Source organism: Pseudodesulfovibrio halophilus DSM 5663, from assembly GCF_059568665.1.
Genome location: NZ_JCANTV010000001.1, coordinates 85,557 through 102,192 on the forward strand (window position 1 = coordinate 85,557; position 16,636 = coordinate 102,192).

Annotated in this window: 15 protein-coding genes; 6 read left to right on the top strand and 9 right to left on the bottom strand. The window is 59.3% G+C overall.

Features of this window, described 5'->3' with window-relative positions:
• Positions 1-22: 22 nt before the first annotated feature.
• On the bottom strand, positions 23-3,256 hold the full coding sequence (carB, locus tag BR24_RS00430) for a carbamoyl-phosphate synthase large subunit (RefSeq protein WP_496539537.1): 3,234 nt from the start codon (positions 3,254-3,256) through the stop codon (positions 23-25).
• A gap of 214 nt (positions 3,257-3,470) precedes the next feature.
• Between carB and BR24_RS00435 the strand changes: the two genes are divergently transcribed.
• Positions 3,471-3,740 (top strand): FeoA family protein, encoded by a 270-nt coding sequence (locus BR24_RS00435; protein ID WP_496539538.1) that lies wholly within the window; start codon positions 3,471-3,473, stop codon positions 3,738-3,740.
• Positions 3,741-3,781: 41 nt separating this feature from the next.
• A complete protein-coding gene (locus tag BR24_RS00440) occupies positions 3,782-4,753 on the top strand; it encodes a YbgA family protein (protein WP_496539539.1) in 972 nt (323 codons plus the stop codon).
• A 181-nt stretch (positions 4,754-4,934) separates the two neighbouring features.
• Here the strand turns inward: BR24_RS00440 and qrcD are convergent, their stop codons facing one another.
• The 6 genes from qrcD to rfbC all read right to left on the bottom strand — a co-directional run bounded on the left by qrcD (position 4,935) and on the right by rfbC (position 11,986).
• A complete protein-coding gene (qrcD, locus tag BR24_RS00445) occupies positions 4,935-6,176 on the bottom strand; it encodes a menaquinone reductase integral membrane subunit QrcD (protein ID WP_496539540.1) in 1,242 nt (413 codons plus the stop codon).
• 14 nt (positions 6,177-6,190) lie between these two features.
• The gene (gene qrcC, locus BR24_RS00450; RefSeq protein ID WP_496539541.1) at positions 6,191-6,997 is read right to left on the bottom strand and encodes a menaquinone reductase iron-sulfur cluster-binding subunit QrcC; all 807 of its coding nucleotides are present in this window, start codon (positions 6,995-6,997) and stop codon (positions 6,191-6,193) included.
• Between the two features lie 11 nt (positions 6,998-7,008).
• The gene (gene qrcB / locus BR24_RS00455) at positions 7,009-9,036 is read right to left on the bottom strand and encodes a menaquinone reductase molybdopterin-binding-like subunit QrcB (RefSeq protein ID WP_496539542.1); all 2,028 of its coding nucleotides are present in this window, start codon (positions 9,034-9,036) and stop codon (positions 7,009-7,011) included.
• A gap of 14 nt (positions 9,037-9,050) precedes the next feature.
• On the bottom strand, positions 9,051-9,809 hold the full coding sequence (locus BR24_RS00460) for a cytochrome c3 family protein (RefSeq protein WP_496539543.1): 759 nt from the start codon (positions 9,807-9,809) through the stop codon (positions 9,051-9,053).
• 156 nt (positions 9,810-9,965) lie between these two features.
• Complete coding sequence (locus BR24_RS00465) at positions 9,966-11,414, bottom strand: mannose-1-phosphate guanylyltransferase/mannose-6-phosphate isomerase (RefSeq protein ID WP_496539544.1); 1,449 nt, start codon at positions 11,412-11,414, stop codon at positions 9,966-9,968.
• Positions 11,411-11,986, bottom strand: coding sequence for a dTDP-4-dehydrorhamnose 3,5-epimerase (rfbC, locus tag BR24_RS00470; RefSeq protein ID WP_496539553.1), 576 nt, complete (start codon positions 11,984-11,986; stop codon positions 11,411-11,413). The genes BR24_RS00465 and rfbC overlap by 4 nt, the downstream gene beginning before the upstream one ends.
• A 184-nt stretch (positions 11,987-12,170) precedes the next feature.
• Between rfbC and BR24_RS00475 the strand changes: the two genes are divergently transcribed.
• The 4 genes from BR24_RS00475 (at position 12,171) to BR24_RS00490 (ending at position 15,283) form a co-directional block, all read left to right on the top strand.
• Positions 12,171-12,761 carry a CvpA family protein gene (locus tag BR24_RS00475; protein ID WP_496539545.1) on the top strand — a complete coding sequence of 197 codons (591 nt, stop codon included), beginning with the start codon at positions 12,171-12,173 and terminating at the stop codon, positions 12,759-12,761.
• Positions 12,762-12,775: 14 nt separating this feature from the next.
• Positions 12,776-13,576, top strand: coding sequence for a nucleoside triphosphate pyrophosphohydrolase (gene mazG, locus BR24_RS00480; protein ID WP_496539546.1), 801 nt, complete (start codon positions 12,776-12,778; stop codon positions 13,574-13,576).
• A 292-nt stretch (positions 13,577-13,868) separates the two neighbouring features.
• Entirely contained in the window at positions 13,869-14,159 is a 291-nt protein-coding gene (locus BR24_RS00485; RefSeq protein WP_496539547.1) for a hypothetical protein, read from the top strand.
• Positions 14,160-14,305: 146 nt separating this feature from the next.
• Entirely contained in the window at positions 14,306-15,283 is a 978-nt protein-coding gene (locus tag BR24_RS00490; RefSeq protein WP_496539548.1) for a 4Fe-4S binding protein, read from the top strand.
• Here the strand turns inward: BR24_RS00490 and BR24_RS00495 are convergent.
• Together BR24_RS00495 and BR24_RS00500 are read right to left on the bottom strand one after the other, a co-directional pair.
• Positions 15,262-15,522, bottom strand: coding sequence for a hypothetical protein (locus BR24_RS00495; RefSeq protein ID WP_496539549.1), 261 nt, complete (start codon positions 15,520-15,522; stop codon positions 15,262-15,264). The genes BR24_RS00490 and BR24_RS00495 overlap by 22 nt on opposite strands.
• Before the next feature lie 321 nt (positions 15,523-15,843).
• A partial coding sequence (locus BR24_RS00500; protein ID WP_496539550.1) for a tyrosine-type recombinase/integrase occupies positions 15,844-16,636 on the bottom strand: 793 nt, incomplete at its 5' end.

The window sequence follows — 16,636 nt, forward strand, 5'->3', positions numbered from 1 at the left end:
ACGCCAATGTTCCCCCGGCCTTTTAGCCGTAGTATTCCTGAATGCTCTTGACCACGAGACCGGTCTCGCGAAGCTCGTAGATCGCCTGAGCAACCGCTCGCGCACCGGAGATGGTGGTGGTGTACGGGATGTTGTACAGCAGCGTGGCCTGCCGGATCATCTTGGAGTCGCCCACCGTCTTCTTGCCGGAGGGAGTGTTGAGCACGAGGTCTATGTCGCCGTTCTTGATGAGGTCCACGACGTTGGGACGCTGTCCCTCGTGCACCTTGTAGACGCGCTGAACCTGAACGCCCTTCTCCTCGAGATAATCCGCCGTTCCACCGGTTGCCAGAATGGTGAAGCCCATATCCTGAAAGTCGCGCACCGGCAGAAGCACCTTGTTCTTGTCCCAGTCGTTGACGGAAACAAAGACGTTGCCGCCCTTGGGCAACTTCTGCCCTGCCGCGAGCTGGGATTTCATGTATGCCAGCCCGAAAGACTCGTCGATGCCCATGACCTCGCCGGTGGAGCGCATCTCGGGTCCGAGCAGCACGTCCACGTTCGGGAAGCGGTTGAAGGGGAAGACGGATTCCTTGATGGACACGTGTCCCTTCTTGCGCATGGACCACGGGTCGAGGTCCTTGATCTTTTCGCCCATCATGATTCGGGTGGCGAGCTTGGCCATGGGGACCGCGGTGGCCTTGGACACGAACGGAACGGTCCGGGAGGCGCGCGGGTTCACCTCGATGACGTACACCTCGTCGTCCTTGATGGCGTACTGCACGTTCATGAGGCCCACCACGCCAAGCTCAAGGGCCATGGCCGTGGTCTGGCGCTCGATCTCACGCACCATTTCGGGCGAAAGGCTGTACGGCGGCAGCACCGAAGCCGAGTCGCCGGAGTGAATCCCCGCCTCCTCGATGTGCTCCATGACACCTCCGATGTAGACCTGCTCCCCGTCGCAGAGGGCGTCCACATCAACTTCCACGGCATATTCGAGGAATTTGTCGATGAGGGTCGGATGCTCTGGCGAAACCAGCGCGGATTCGCTGAAGTACCGCTCAAAGTCGTCCATGCTGTAGACGATGTCCATGCCGCGCCCGCCCAGTACGTAGGAGGGGCGCAGCACAAGCGGGAACCCGAGCTTTTCAGCGATTTCACGGGCCTCCACCATGCTCATGGCGGTGCCGTTCGGCGGCTGCTTCAGGTGCAGCTTGTTGAGCAGTTGCTTGAAGCGCTCGCGGTCTTCGGCACGGTCGATGGCGTCCGGCGAAGTGCCGATGAGCGGCACGCCGGCGTTCATGAGCCTGATGGCGAGGTTGAGCGGCGTCTGACCGCCGAACTGCACCACCACGCCGTCGGGCTTTTCGAAGTCGATGATATTCATCACGTCCTCAAAGGTCAGCGGCTCGAAGTAGAGCCTGTCGGACGTGTCGTAGTCGGTGGAAACGGTCTCCGGGTTGGAGTTGACCATGATGGACTTGACGCCCATCTCACGGAGCAGGAAGGAGGAGTGGCAGCAGCAGTAGTCGAACTCGATGCCCTGACCGATCCGGTTGGGGCCGCCGCCGAGAATGACGATCTTGCGCCCTTCCGCAGGCTCGACCTCGGCTCCGCCTTCATAGGTGGAGTAATAATAGGGAGTGTACGCTTCGAATTCAGCCGCGCAGGTATCCACCAGATAGTAGGTGGGCCTGATGTCCAGCTTGAGCCGCAGGTTGCGGACAGCGTCCTCGGAGGTCTTCCACATGGTGGCGAGCTGCGCATCGGAGTAGCCGTATTCCTTGGCTTTCCTGAGGATGCCGGGCAGTTCTGGGTTGCCCTCCTCAATGCCTTCCTTGATGCCGAACTCGATAAGGCGCTCTTCCATGTCCAACACATCGCGGAACTGGCCGAGGAACCACGGATCGATCCACGTGGCGTCGTGTACCTCCTCAAGGCTCATGCCGCAGCGCATGGCGTTTCGCAGGGCGAACATCCGTTGCGAGTTGGGCTTTCTCAGAAGCTGAAGCAGCTCGTCGCGCTCGATCTCGCACTTCTCGAAGCGCTTGCCGAGGCCGACGTGTCCGGTTTCCAGCGAGCGCAGCCCTTTTTGCAGGGCCTCCTTGAAGGTACGACCGATGGCCATGGTCTCGCCCACGGACTTCATGGCGGTTGAGAGATAATCCTCCGCGCCCGGGAACTTTTCAAAGGTAAAGCGCGGAATCTTGATGACGCAGTAGTCGATGGCGGGCTCGAAGCTCGCCATGGTCTCGCGCGTAATGTCGTTGGGGATCTCGTCGAGGGTGTATCCCACGGCGAGCTTGGCGGCGATCTTGGCGATGGGAAAGCCAGTAGCCTTGGAAGCGAGCGCGGAAGAACGCGATACGCGCGGATTCATTTCGATGACCACAAGGTCGCCGTTCGCGGGGTTGACCGCGAACTGCACGTTGGAGCCGCCGGTCTCGACGCCGATTTCGCGCATGATGGCCAACGATGCGTCACGCATCTTCTGGTACTCGTCGTCGGTCAGGGTCTGCGCCGGAGCCACGGTCACGGAGTCGCCCGTGTGGACGCCCATGGGGTCGAGGTTCTCGATGGAACAGATGATGACGCAGTTGTCCTTGCTGTCGCGCATGACTTCAAGCTCATACTCTTTCCATCCGAGAATGGACTCTTCGAGCATGACTTCATTCTGCATGCTTGCCGCGATACCCTTGGAGGCTATCTCGACGAGCTCCTCCATGTTGTAGGCAACACCGCCGCCAGTTCCACCCAGGGTGAAGGCCGGTCGGATGATGATGGGGAAATCGAGCTTCTCCCCCCACTCGCGGATGTCGTCCTGATTGCGGGCAATGCCGCTAAGGGGGACGGTAAGACCGATGTTCTCCATGGCCTTTCGGAAAAGTTCGCGGCTTTCGGCCTTCTGAATGGCATCAAGGTCGGCGCCGATGAGTTCGACGTCGTACTTCTCAAGCACTCCCATTTCCGCAACGGCTATCGCCGTGTTGAGGCCGGTCTGGCCGCCGAGAGTCGGAAGCAGCGCATCGGGCCGTTCCTTTTCAATGATCCTCGCGACGGTTTCCGGTTCAATGGGCTCGATGTACGTACGGTCGGCTAGCTCGGGGTCCGTCATGATGGACGCCGGGTTAGAGTTGACCAGCACGACCTCGTATCCCTCTTCCTTGAGGGCCTTGAGGGCCTGAGTGCCGGAGTAGTCGAATTCACAAGCCTGACCGATGACGATCGGTCCGGAGCCTATGAGCATGATCTTTTTCAAATCGGAACGTTTGGGCATGGACTCACCAAAGCGGTTGAAGGTTAGGCACTGGCGGGGCCGCACCCCAGCGGGCGGGTGGCCGTTTCATATCGTCTTATGCCTGTAAACGCAACGGGCAATGCGTCCCGGATTTCTACCGGACCAAGTCCCGATTGTCACCCTCTCTACTAGGATTTACCGTTGACAACAACGAACCTGAGAACTACTTTCAGTCTCACCGAGGTGATAAAGAATGACAGCAAAGCCCCTTACCGAATATCCGGCCGGTTCCACGGTCACCGTTTCCGAAATCTGCGGCGGCTGCCGCGCCAGGTCGCGTCTGCTTGCGCTCGGGATCACCCCCGGCTGCCCCGTGGAAGTGCTTTCCGCTGGAGGAGGACCGGTGAAAATCCGAGTCCGAGGCTGTGAACTGGTCATGGGACACGGCGAATGTGAAAAGGTCCTAGCCCTGTCCGGCGACTGCGGATGCCCTCTCCGTCAGTGCGTTGAAAACAATAACTGAATTTCCCTTCCCTTTTTTTCATGTTGTCGTACAATCGGCGCATGAATACTCAGCACACCAATGATAAACCCCGTGTAGGCATCAGCGCATGCCTGCTCGGGGAAAATGTACGGTACAACGGCGGACACCAGCGCGACCGCTACATCTGCGACACGCTGGCCCAGTTTGTGGAGTTCGTTCCTGTATGCCCTGAAGTGGGAACCGGCATGGGAATCCCCCGTGAAGCTGTCCGGCTCGTGGGCGATGTGAACAGCCCGAGACTGGTGGGAAGCAAGAGCGGCGAAGACTGGTCCGACCGCATGGACGAGTGGAGCCGGAAAGAGCTTGCCCGGCTCGAAGACGAACGCCTCTGCGCTTTCATTTTCAAGATGAAGTCACCGTCAAGCGGGATGCGCGGGGTGAAGATCTACCCTCCGGAAGGCGGGCAGCCCCGCAGCACGGCGGGAGTAGGTTTTTTCGCCCGACGCTTCATGGACCGGTTTCCCATGCTTCCCGTCGAGGATGACGGACGCCTGAACGACGCGGTAATCCGCGAAAACTTCATCACCCGCCTGTTCACTTCTCACCGCTGGCATGAACTTCTGGACGGCCCGCAGACCGTGGGCGCCCTTGTGGATTTTCACACCCGCCACAAGCTCCAACTCATGTCCAACAGCGTAGAGGAATACCGTAAACTCGGGAAGCTCGTTGCCAACGCCAAGGAGCGTCCGTTCGAGGAGGTCCTCACGGAGTATGGAGACAGCCTTTTCAGGGCACTTCAGCTCAAGGCCACTCCCAAAAAGCATTCCAATGTGCTTATGCACGTCATGGGCTACTTCAAAAAGGACCTGACCTCCGATGAAAAGAAGGAAGTCCTTGAACTTATTGACGCCTATCGCAACGGGCTCGTCCCGCTCATCGTTCCGGTAACCCTTTTGAATCACTTCATTCGCAAATACGACAAGGAGTACCTTCAGGATCAGGTGTATATGCATCCGCACCCGCTTGAGCTGAAACTCCGCAACCAAGTGTGACACCTGCCCTATAAACCTTTAAGGCTCCGCTTCTGGCGGAGCTTTTTTGCCTGCTCTAGTTTCTCTTCCACTGACAAAAAAATCCAGTGGGTAGGTTCAGTCCGCCAAATTGACACAATCGAATGCAAAAAAGGCCCGGAGCTTCCGCCCCGGGCCTTTTGAATGCGAGCAACCGTTCCGGCTAGGACTCGGTGCTGTAATTGAGCTTCCGCTCCTGCGGGAAGACCGGCAGATAACGGTAGGACAGGCTCAGCACGAGGAAGCCGTAGGCGACGATCATGATGGAGGAAGCCCACTCAACCCAGTTCGGGTAGTAGACGAACCATTCGTCGAACGGCATGGCCGGGAACGCGAGGGTCTGCACCGTAAAGACGTAACGGTTGATGGTCACGCCGATGCAGTTGAGAATCGCAGCTGTGTAGAGCAGCGAGGGTTTGTTGCGGATCGAGGGAACGATCAGCATGATGGCCGGGACCACGCCGCAGAGGATAATCTCGGTGAAGAGCATCCACTTGCCGTACGCGAGACCGTAGAACATCTGGTCAAAGGTCAGGCCGACGGAAGGCAGGTAGCCCACAGCCCATGCGTAGGTGTCCAGGATCTTGAAGAACATGTACACGCAGAGCATGGAGCCGGCGATCTTGCCCATCAGGGCTTTGACCTTGTACTCGACGAGCTTCTTGCCGGTCAGCTTTTCCATGAGGGTGCAGACCAGAACGGTGAAGACCGGACCGGAGGCAACCGCGGAAATGACGAACAGGAAGAAGGTCCACGGCCAGATGAAGAAACCATCGCGGAAGGCGTAGGGGCGACCGATCAGGACACCGTACATGCCGCCCAGAGAGCCCTGGTGGAACGTGGACAGGAACGTGCCGATACCGGCGAACAGCGCCATGTTCACGTGGAAGTTGTGAGCCAGAGCGTGGAGGAACGGAATCCTGTTCAGCTGCTTCTGCTCAAGGATCAGCGGGATGTACTCGATGATCAGCACGGTGCAGTAGCAGGTGATGCAGAAGATAACTTCCGTCAGCATGGAGTGGACGTTGGGATGCCAGTAGCCGAACCAGGCACGACCGGGCTGCCCGATGTCCAGAGTGAGCACCAGCATGGCGCCCGAGTAGCAGATGAAACCGACGATAACCGTCAGGTTGATGATCTTTTCAAGCTGCTTGATCTTGAGGATGTACTTCAGGAAGCCGGTGAAGAACGCGCCGGCGCCCAGTGCGATGACCGCGAGGTCGAACGTGATCCAGAGTCCGAATCCGAAGTAGTTGTCCAGTCCGGTGGTGCCGATTCCGTTGTAGAGCACGAGCACGGCTGCGTAGACGCCCCAGAGGAAGAAGGCCGTGATGACAGCCATCCAAACGGCGAACTTGCCGAAAGAGCAACGCTGGACACCTTCAGGGAAGAGTTTGCTATCCATTTTGGTGACCTCCCTTAGTGCTTGGCCTTGGCGGCGTGGTTGTCACCCTGCATGCGCACCCATTCGCGTTTGCTCATGTAGTAGACCTGCGGATCGAGGCCGAGCTTTTCGAGCAGACGGAACGCGTGCGGGCTCTTGGCCAGCTGGTGAACCTTGTGATCGGGATTGTTCAGATCGCCGAAGACGATGGCGCCGGACGGGCAGATCTCGGCGCAGGCCGGGATGTATGCGTCTTCCGCCAGCTTTTCGGGATCTTCACCGTTCAGCCGGGCTTCTTCCTTGGCGTTCATGTAGCGGGTGTGGCAGAAGTTGCACTTCTCGACCACGCCGCGCGGACGAACGGAAGCCTGCGGGCTGAGAACCTTGTCCATGCCTTCCGGCCAGAGCGGGTCCCACCAGTTGAAGTAGCGTGCGTGGTACGGGCAGGCAGCCATGCAGTACCGGCAGCCGATGCAGCGCGGGTAGATCTGGCTGACAATGCCGCCCTCTTCGTTCTTGTCGGTCGCGATGACCGGACAGACGGGCACGCAGGCAGGAGTGCCGCACTGCATGCAGGGGCGCGGCAGGTAGGCCACTTCGTGGTTGGGGAACTTTTCCCCGTTGGACAGCTCGTATACGGTCATCCAGGTCAGGGTACGCAGCTTGTTGGATGCGTCATCCCTGTCCTTGGTGATGGACTGAAGGTAGTTATACGGGTCTTTCTTGGTCATGGGGGCGATGTTGTTCTCGACCTGACAACCGACCATGCACGCGCCGCAGCCCGTACACTTGTCGATGTCAATGACCATCCCCCATTTGATTTTGAATTCTTTTGTCTGCATGACGGTTCCCCCTACAGTTTGGTGACGTTCACGGTGGAACCGTTCCAGACGGACGCGCCGGTGGCGGCCTCAGAAGTCACCGTGAGGATCTTGTAGACGTTATCACCCTTGCCTTTCGAGAACTCGTCGCCGACGGTGTGTCCGAAGCCAAACGGAGCGGCAACCACTCCGGGCAGAACACCCTCGTAGATGTGGACCAGGGCTTCGGCATTGCCTGTGCCTCCGGCCATCCTGACCTTGGAGCCCTCCCCGACACCAATCTTGCGGGCGGTGGCGGAGTTCATCATCACAACCATGGTGTCGCCGATGATCTGGTTCCTGCTGACCACACAGGGAGCGTTGGGCGCAGTGGCCTGACGGTCCGTGCCGACGGTGAGCATGGTGTAAGGAGCAAGAGCGACCGCGCCGGTGCCGCGGACGGGAGCGGCGGCCTTGGCCAGCGTTCTGGCGGCGAGGCTCGGACCGTCCTGTTCGGCGACGGCTTCGGTCTCGAAGGACGGAACGCCGAAGTAGTCATCCCATTCGGCACCAATCATCTCGGCCTTGGCCATGAGCACTTCGGAGAAGCTATCCGCACCGAGTCCGGAACCGGTTGCGTCAGCGAGCTTGAGCACGATGTCAGCCGGAGCCATGGAATCGAATGCGGGGTCGGCGACCGGGACACTGGCGGTATAGACCGCGCTGGACACGCCGTACGGGGTCTGCAGGTCCTCGAAACGCTCGTAGGGGTGCGCGGCGGGCAGAATCAGGTCTGCAGCTGCGGCGGTCTCGTTCATTTCAGTGGCTATCGCGACCATGAATCCGGCCTTGACCTCGACGGGGAGGGAGTAGACCGGGTTGCAGTCGGCGGTGATGAGCACGTCGGGATTGGCGCCCTTGGCGAACCAGCTGACGACATCCTTCTCGTAGGTTTCCTCCGGAGTCATCGCGCCCTCCACAACCAGCGGGAAGATCGACACGGTGGTCATGCCGCCCTTGCGGTTGAGGTTACCCAGAAGCATGTTCAGGGCAAACGCAGCGGCATGCGCCGCCACCGAGTTTCCGGAAGGAATCACGACGGGACGGGATGCGGCCCGGAGCTGTTTGGCGGCGGAGGCCATGGAGGCGGCCGGCACCTTGATGGCGGCTTCGACCTTGGAAGGATTGAAATCCTTCATGACCACGGTCTTGAACGCCTCGAAATCGGAAGCGTCGACGGTCATGCCGGCCTGCAGCAGCGAGTGGGCCACGCCCAGCATGAAGGCTGCTTCGCCTTCCGGAGCCAGAGGAATCCATTCGTCGCATACAGAAGCAGTGTTCTGCTGAGACGGACCGGCAAAGATGTACTTGCAGGTCGACTTCTCGCCCATCGGATGGGAATCGGAGAATGCCTTCTGGTTCCAGACGGTCGGCCCCCAGGACTCGAGGGCGTCCGCCCCGATGAGGAGCGCGAGGTCGGCATTGGGCAGGTCGTAGCCGATCTGGCCCTTGCCGCCCATGAGACCGTTCCAGGCGCGGCTCGCGGCCTGATTGGAGCCGGGCAGTTTGAAGAAGTCGTCGCTTCCCGCGCCCTTGACGAATGCGGAGTAGACTTCGTTGGCGGTACCGGTAAGGTCGCCGGAGATGAATCCGACGCTGCTGCCGGCGGCCTGAAGCTTGCCGGTGAGCGTATCCATGGCTTCATCCCAGGACACGGCCTTGTGCGAACCGTCGCCGCCCTTGACCATGGGCGTCTTGATGCGGTTCGGGCTGCGCATCAGCTGGACCCCGTTGGAGCACAGGGGGCAAATGCCGCCGCGGCTCAGGGGGTTCTCCGGATTGCCTTCGGTTCCGAAGGCCTTTCCGGCCACGGTGCGCACGTTCACGGCACAACCGGAATTACAGATTTTTGAAACGGCGGGCCTGTCGGTCTTCTCACCGTATTTGAGCGTGGGTATCCACGGCCAGTTCTGTGTCCAGATGGACACGTCATCAAGAAGTTTCCACACCACCGGCGTGAAGAGGATGCCGACGGTGCCTCCAGTGATCAGCTGGATAAAAGCTCTGCGATCAAAACCCATTGCAGCACCCCTCATTATTTATGACATACGTAACAGGCGTTGCTCTGGCCCATCTGGGCATGGCAACGCTCGCACTGCCACATCTTCATGGTCATCTTGCTGTAACCGCTGATGATGTTCCGCTCGAACGGCGGCGGCGTGTCGTTGGTGGCGATTCCCTTCACGTGGCAGAGGTCGCAGTTCTGCTCCGAATCCTCGAGTTCCTCGATGGGCGTAACGGTGACGCCGTCGAGGTCCATGTCCGACTCCTTCAACTCGGCGATGCTGATGTCGCGGTGCGCAACATGCGAGTAGAAGACGTTGTCGGGCTGGTACTGGTAATTGATCCAGGGAACCTGCTTGCCGGGAATCGCGTACTTGACCAGGTACTCCAGCTCGGCCTTGCGGTCTTCCTCGTCTCCGCTCAGAACAAGCCAGGTGAGATCTTCCGGCATTTCTTCTTCGCTGAGATCGAGAACCTTTTCGTAGTCGTCGCCGACCTTGTCCTTGATGGCCTGCATGACACCCTCGGGGTCGTCGACCATATGACACTGGGCACACTGCTCATTGCTCGGGAAACCGGCGTAAGATCCGTCGGCCCTGAAGTAGTGGCAGCTGTCACAGTACATCCCCTGTCCCTCCACGTGCACCTGATGGCTGAACCTGACCGGCTGTTCCACTTCAGTGTAGAACAGCGGCGGAATCACGGCCCAGCCGATGATGCAGCTAAGAAGGAAGCCGATGAAGAACGGAAGGACTCCTCCACACCGTTTCGATGCTTTTCTTTCCTCCATAACCTCGCCCCATCACTCCTAATGTTTTTGTGAAAAAAACGCACAAATTAACTACGCATGCATACGGCACATCTCTTTTGCGTGTCAAGACATAATGAATATTTTCACTATCTCTCGTAGGACAAAAAAGGCTGCAATTTCAGGGCGAAAAAAGCGCTACCCCTCGCTGCGGGGCTTCACCCTGCCGTACACGTCGTCGAAGCGGACGATGTCGTCCTCTTCCAGATACGGACCGCTTTGAATCTCGATGATTTCCAGCGGCACGCGCCCCGGGTTCCCCAGCCTGTGCTGGGACGCCTTGGGGATGTCCACCGTCTGGTTTTCCACGAGCAACAGCGGCTCGTGATCGATCTCAACGCGCGCCGTACCTTTGATGACCGCCCAGTGTTCGCTGCGATGATGATGCATCTGCGAACTCAGGTTGGCCCCGGGGTTCACCACGAGACGTTTGATCTTGTAGTTGTCCCCTTCCTCCAGCACGATGTAGCTGCCCCAGGGTCTGTGGACCATGGGATGGCTCTCGACGAGCTGGCTCCCCTGCATCTTGAGCCGGTCCACCAGTTCCTTGACCCGCTGCACTTTGGGCAGCGGACAGGAGAGCGTGGCGTCGCGGGTCTGCACCATGATCATGTCGCGAAGGCCCACCACCGCGAGCTTGCCGCCCTTGGATATGAGCAGGCAGTTCTCGCAGTCCATTGCCAGGACGTCGCCCTGAATCACGTTGCCGTCGGCATCCTTGTCGCCAAGGCGATACATCGCCTCCCAGCTGCCGAGGTCGTCCCATCCGAAGTTCGCGGCCACCACGGCGATGTTGTCGATGTGCTCGACAATGCCGTAGTCCACCGAAACATCGGGGAGCTTTCCGTAGCCCTCGACAAGCGGCCGCTCCTCGCGGGCCAGCCACCAGTCCCAGAGAACGGGCTGATGCCTTGCAACCGCCCGCAGGAACTGGCGGCAGTCGAAAAGGAACATGCCACTGTTCCAGAGATGGCTGCCGTCCGCGACGAACCGCTCGGCGGTCTCGAAGTCCGGCTTCTCCACGAAGCCCTCAACGGTGTAGGCGTTGTCGCCCAGAGGCTCGCCCACCGTTATGTAGCCGTATCCGGTCTCCGGCTTGACGGCCTTGACTCCGAAAGTGACGAAATGGCCCTGGGATGCCAGCTCGCAGCCGCCTTCGACGGCGCGCCCCCACTTGTCGGCGTCGCGCACCAGGTGGTCGGAGGGGAAGACCGCCACCTGCTTTTCTCCATCCCCTTCAAGGATCTTTTCCAGAGCCAGCATGATAGCCGGAAGCGTGTTGCGCCCCATGGGCTCGGCCAGAACATGTCCGTCGAGCCCCTTGTCGACGGAGGTCACCTGTTTGCGGACCTCGAAAACGTGGTCCTCGTTGGTGACAATCCATATCCGTTCCGGCGGGAAGACGGCGGCGACGCGCTCCACTGTCTGTTGCAGCAGAGTCGACTCGCCGTCCAGCGCCATGAGTTGCTTGGGCAACAGGTTGCGCGACAAAGGCCAGAGTCGGGTCCCGGACCCGCCGGCCAGTATCACCGCATGGCACTCGGGCCGTTCACCCGTCGCTTCGTCCACGGGTTCCTGTTCGGTCATGCTTTCTCCTCATAGCTGAAGGGGGATTCGAAATCGGTCATTCCCGGCAACTCCCGGTCCTTGGCGGAAAGGATGGGCCCTTCTTCCCCGAAGGCGCCCTGCCAGTCCACATCGAGCTGCGGATCGTCCCAGGCGATGCCGCCTTCAAGGTCGGGAGCATAGGGAGCGTCCACCTTATACATGAAATGGGTGCCCGGCTCCAAAACGGCGTAGGCATGACCGAACCCCTTGGGGATGAACATCCTGCGCTGATTTCTGCCGCTGAGCTCCCCGGCGAATGTCCGCCCGAAGGTGGGCGATCCCACACGGAGGTCCACGACCACATCCAGCACACTCCCTGCCACGACCCAGACCAGCTTGGCCTGAGCCGCCGGGGGACGCTGAAAATGGAACCCTCTGAGAACGCCGGAGTCGGCCGAATAGGCATGGTTGTCCTGGATAAAGTCGACGCCGACGCCCACCGCCCGGAAACGCTCCCGGTTGTAGGATTCGAGAAAGAACCCCCTTTGGTCGGCAAAAACGCGCGGCTCGATCACCAGAAGGCCCGGCAGGCCGGTTTCGATGACGTTCAGCAAATCAGTTTCCTTTTTCATGTGGTGAACACTGTGCCCTCAATTATCCGAGATCAGGATGGATAACAACCCCGTGGAGGGGAATCCCTGCATGGAAAAGACATTTCCGGATACCCAGTTCACATTCGGGATATGCTCTGTTAATGAGTGCGGAACGCGTCACCGTGAAACCCCGGAAAGTGAAATGAATTTTCTCGATATACTGCTCGTTCTGGCTTTCGGCCTGCTGGTCGCCCGCGGCTTCTTTCGCGGCTTCGTGCGCGAAGCCATCTCTCTGGCCTCCATTTTTCTGGCTTTTGCGGTGGCCTCTCGCTATCACGACGTGCTCGCGCCGCACCTGAGCGTATATATCTCAAACGAGGCGACCATCCGGGGCATCAGCTACGTCGCGGTTTTCGTAGGCGTGTTGCTGGCCTGCTGGCTCATCGCCAGACTGCTTCGCGAGATGCTGGAGATCGCGCTTCTGGGCTGGCTCGACCGCACTGCCGGGGCGTTTTTCGGAATGCTCGAAGGCGCCGTCGTCGTCATGATGACCCTGCTGGTGCTGAACTCCTTTTTCGATGACTCCGACTTCCTTCGGGAATCCGCGGTGGCCCCTCGGGCCCGACCCGTCATAGCCTACACCATGCACCTCGCACCGGAATCCTTAAAGGAGACCCTACGCCAGCGCGGACTCGTGGTGCCGGAATCCTCCCAGAGGCCGGAGATCCTGCCGGACCATCCCGAGGGTGAAGGAATCATCGAAGGCACCGTGACCAACCCGCAAAAGAACTGATACGGAGCGATTTCATGTCCGACCGCACTTTCGACGACGGAGCCCAAGCTCTGGCGGAACTTCGCGATGTCCTGAACTCCCTGCTCGGCCCGGATGGCTGCCCGTGGGACAAGGACCAGACCCCGGTCAGCCTCTGCGACTACCTCGCTGAAGAGACCTTCGAACTCATCGAGGGCATCCGTGCCGGCGACACGCGCGAAACCATGGAAGAGATGGGCGACGTCCTCTTCATCCTCCTTTTCATGAACACCCTTTACGAAAAGAACGGTGACTTTTCCATATCGGACGCCCTTCGACACAGCGCGGACAAGATGGTTCGACGCCACCCGCACGTCTTCGGCGAAAAGCGTTTCGACAATCAGGAACAGCTCTGGGACAACTGGGAAAAGACCAAGAAGAAGGAAAAGGAATCCGAAGGCCGCAAGCGCGTCTACGACTCCTTGCCCAAGGGCCTCCCACCGCTCCTTCGGTCCTATCGAATCAATTCAAAAGCGGCCCGCAACGGCTTTACCTGGAACAGCGACGAGGAAGTGCAACGCCAGTACGAATCGGAATGGGACGAGTGGCAGCAGGCCCTTGCCTCGGGCGACCCCGACGCATCAGAGAAGGAGTTCGGCGACCTGCTCTTCACACTCGTGGAGCTCGGACGACGCAAAGGCATCAAGGCCAACGCCGCCCTCGACTTCGCCAACCAGAAGTTTCTGAGAAGGTTCGCCAAGATGGAGAAAATGGCCGAAGCACACGGCCAGTCGCTGGATGACATGGACCTTGATGCCATGAACCGACTTTGGGACAAAGCCAAGCAGTCCGAATAGTCCTTTACGAAAAGAGCTTCTTCAACAGCCAGTAAACGGCGAATCCCGCGCCGATGCCTCCGTAAAGCAACATTCACGGCGGGCATCCGGCGCGCATTTTTCTTGCCACCAACCACGCCGCCCCACCCCCGGCAATCACTGCAGCGATCATCAAAGACACTTCAGACATTGAAACAACTCTCTTTTTTTCTCTTCAACACCTTTTTATCAGCCGCCCCTAAAGATATCACGCAAAAATCCGATTGAGCGGATAAGCGTCCATTCCGTCCTGATGCCGAAGGAGGCACCGCCTATGAGCATGATGATCGACGGCGGCCTCGGGCTGAATCAGGACAAACAACTGTTCGGTGCCCGGGTCGTCAGCAAGACGCTGGACTACCTGAACAATTCGGCCGGCTCCACGATGGGGCCCGCTCCGTTCGACAAACAGACCTTCGGTGCCGCAGTGGTCTCCGGGACCCTCGACACCCTGAACGCCGGAAACTCAATGCAGGACCGCATGTCCCAGAGTTTCGGCTTTCAGAAAAGCGTGCTTTCATCCGCACTCAATCCCGTGGGTGCGCTGACTGACAAAATCGGCTGACACGCCGGAATGGACGCATCGCCAAAAGCCCCCGCCCGGGGGCTTTTGTCCGTCCGGGTTACACCAGCAAAATTCCACTCCTCCGTAGCAGCACAGAATTGCACAAGGTTGACGCCGCCCCGGCATTCTGATTCTGTCGCCCGGCCATGAAAACAATACTCCCATCCCCCACGACGTTACGAAGAATCATCCAGTCCGCTTTCGCTGCATACTGCCTTTTCATCGGCTGGCGCTTTCATGCCTTCCTTCAGTGGGCCGCCGGCACCGGCCCGGAAGCAGCCCGGCCCGCATCCGTCGAGGCCTTCCTGCCGATCAGCGCCCTCATGAGCCTCAAGCGGCTGCTCCTGAGCGGCAGATGGGACCCCATTCACCCGGCCGGACTCTCCTTTCTGATCATCGCTTTGCTCATCGCATGGCTGTTCCGCAAAGGCTTCTGCGGCTACATCTGCCCAATCGGCCTTATCTCCAACACGCTCTCCTCCATCGGAAACCGCCTCGGACTCGACAAGGTCCCCCCCAAGCCGGCGGACCGCGCCCTCGGAAGCATCAAATACGCCCTACTCGGATTTTTCCTTTACACAACCTTCGTGGCCATGCCCCTGCCAGCCATCGAACAGTTCCTGCGCTCGCCCTACAACATGACCGCGGACGCGCGCATGATGGAATTCTTCCTTGACCTGAGCGCCACCGCCGCCGTCGTCCTCACCGCGCTCGCCATAGCCGGAGTCGTCATCAGAAACTTCTGGTGCCGATACCTTTGCCCATACGGCGCCCTGCTCGGACTCGTCTCCCTGCTCAGCCCGCTCTCCATCAGCCGGAAGAAAAAACTCTGCATCCACTGTAGCAAATGCACCAATGCATGCCCCGGAGCCATCAACGTGGAAGACAAACTGACCGTCAACTCCACCCAGTGCATCGGATGCACCGCCTGCATTGAAGCCTGCCCCGTGGAGGGCTGCCTCTCCGTGACCGCAGGCAAGAAAAAACTCCCCTACTGGAGCATCGCACTGGGCACCGTCGCTCTTCTGCTAATAGGCTACCTCGCCGCAGAAGCCACCGGACACTGGAGCGCCAGCCTGCCGGACAACATGGCCCGAATGCTCTACGGACGCTTCGGCGGATAGGATTTGGACTGCCATTCAAAAGCGGGGTGGACGCAATGCGTCCACCCCGCTTTTTTTGCCTCCGGCGGCTTAAGAACCTTTTGCAAAAGTTTCTTAAGAATCTCCAAAAACTTTTGGATTGCCAAGCCGCGCTTGGGGCTTTCCGAAGGCTGAGTCGAGTAGGCGTCTTGGCGGCTGAGCTGGCGGCGAGCTTTGAGGGGTGAGAAATATAACGGCGCAGGCGATTCCAAGTAGTTCATCCAAGACGTACTGCCCCAATCCCCGTCAGCGGGGTTGCAGCTTGGACGCGACTTAAGCGGCCGCATGAACCCAGCGGCTGCAACCTCGCTGACAACTCAGGGATTCCAAAGGGGGCCCGCCCCTTTGGCGGGGTGCAGGGGCAGCGCCCCTGCCCGCCGGAGGCACCCGGCTGGAGGCGTGCGGTGTTGTTCTTTAAAATCAAAGGGTTACCATGTCAGACAACCCTCTGCTCGGACCATTTTTCTTTTCGGTGGCTCATGTTTGTGGCTTCAGGTCATGCGCAGGGCTGTAGCCTCAATCTCGCGACCCTGTGTCAACCGTCAGTCTTCGCCTTCGACCTTGTCCCAGTGGGGCTGGCCGTCTGCCGGCGTCTGCATGCTTTTGTTCAAGGCATCCACAGCTCGGTTGTTCTGGGTAAGCCGGTGGATGTATCGCTCGGTGGTCCGTTTGGATACATGGCGGAGCAATTGCTGGATATCCAGAATGTTCGCCCCGGCTTGAATACCGATGCTGCCTGCAAGATGGCGCACACCATGAAAGCCGAACCTCTTCACGTCTGCTTTTTTGCAGAGTCTGCCAAGCCAGCGATTGTGAGTGTCTTTGACCATTTTATGCGCCTGGTCAAAGACATATTCCGCTTTCCCGGCTTTCAGCTTGCGTTTTGCAAACTCGACCCGAAGCGAATCGGCCATGGGAATCAGGTCATATTCCCAGTCACCGCCGTTTCGCTTGCGGGTCCAGAAGCCAACGGTTTTGCGGTCAAAGTCGACCTCATCCCACTTGATGCGGAAGATTTCGGACTTGCGTCCTGCGGTGAAGAAGGTGGTCAGGAGCACTAAGCGTTCGTATTCGTCCGCCAGATCCACCACAGCCTTGAAATCGACGAAGAGCGGGACATACCTTGGATGACGCTCTTCGGGGAACTTGTCCACCAACTGAAAGGGGTTGACCCGGTTCATATTGTGGTACTTTATCCCCCAGTGCCAAGCTGCGACGAGGTTTTTCCGGTCCTTGTTGGCCGCATTGCCAGTCTTGCGCTGCTTCAGGTTGCTCAGGTGCTCCAAGGCGACGGTGGGGCTGATTTCCGCAACAAGCAACTCTGGTCGGATGCTG

Coding starts and splice junctions, on each gene's coding strand:
- carB (WP_496539537.1), bottom strand. CDS start 3,256: ATGCCCAAACGTTCCGATTTGAAAAAGATCATGCTCATAGGCTCCGGA.
- BR24_RS00435 (WP_496539538.1), top strand. CDS start 3,471: ATGACAGCAAAGCCCCTTACCGAATATCCGGCCGGTTCCACGGTCACC.
- BR24_RS00440 (WP_496539539.1), top strand. CDS start 3,782: ATGAATACTCAGCACACCAATGATAAACCCCGTGTAGGCATCAGCGCA.
- qrcD (WP_496539540.1), bottom strand. CDS start 6,176: ATGGATAGCAAACTCTTCCCTGAAGGTGTCCAGCGTTGCTCTTTCGGC.
- qrcC (WP_496539541.1), bottom strand. CDS start 6,997: ATGCAGACAAAAGAATTCAAAATCAAATGGGGGATGGTCATTGACATC.
- qrcB (WP_496539542.1), bottom strand. CDS start 9,036: ATGGGTTTTGATCGCAGAGCTTTTATCCAGCTGATCACTGGAGGCACC.
- BR24_RS00460 (WP_496539543.1), bottom strand. CDS start 9,809: ATGGAGGAAAGAAAAGCATCGAAACGGTGTGGAGGAGTCCTTCCGTTC.
- BR24_RS00465 (WP_496539544.1), bottom strand. CDS start 11,414: ATGACCGAACAGGAACCCGTGGACGAAGCGACGGGTGAACGGCCCGAG.
- BR24_RS00475 (WP_496539545.1), top strand. CDS start 12,171: ATGAATTTTCTCGATATACTGCTCGTTCTGGCTTTCGGCCTGCTGGTC.
- mazG (WP_496539546.1), top strand. CDS start 12,776: ATGTCCGACCGCACTTTCGACGACGGAGCCCAAGCTCTGGCGGAACTT.
- BR24_RS00485 (WP_496539547.1), top strand. CDS start 13,869: ATGAGCATGATGATCGACGGCGGCCTCGGGCTGAATCAGGACAAACAA.
- BR24_RS00490 (WP_496539548.1), top strand. CDS start 14,306: ATGAAAACAATACTCCCATCCCCCACGACGTTACGAAGAATCATCCAG.
- BR24_RS00495 (WP_496539549.1), bottom strand. CDS start 15,522: ATGAACTACTTGGAATCGCCTGCGCCGTTATATTTCTCACCCCTCAAA.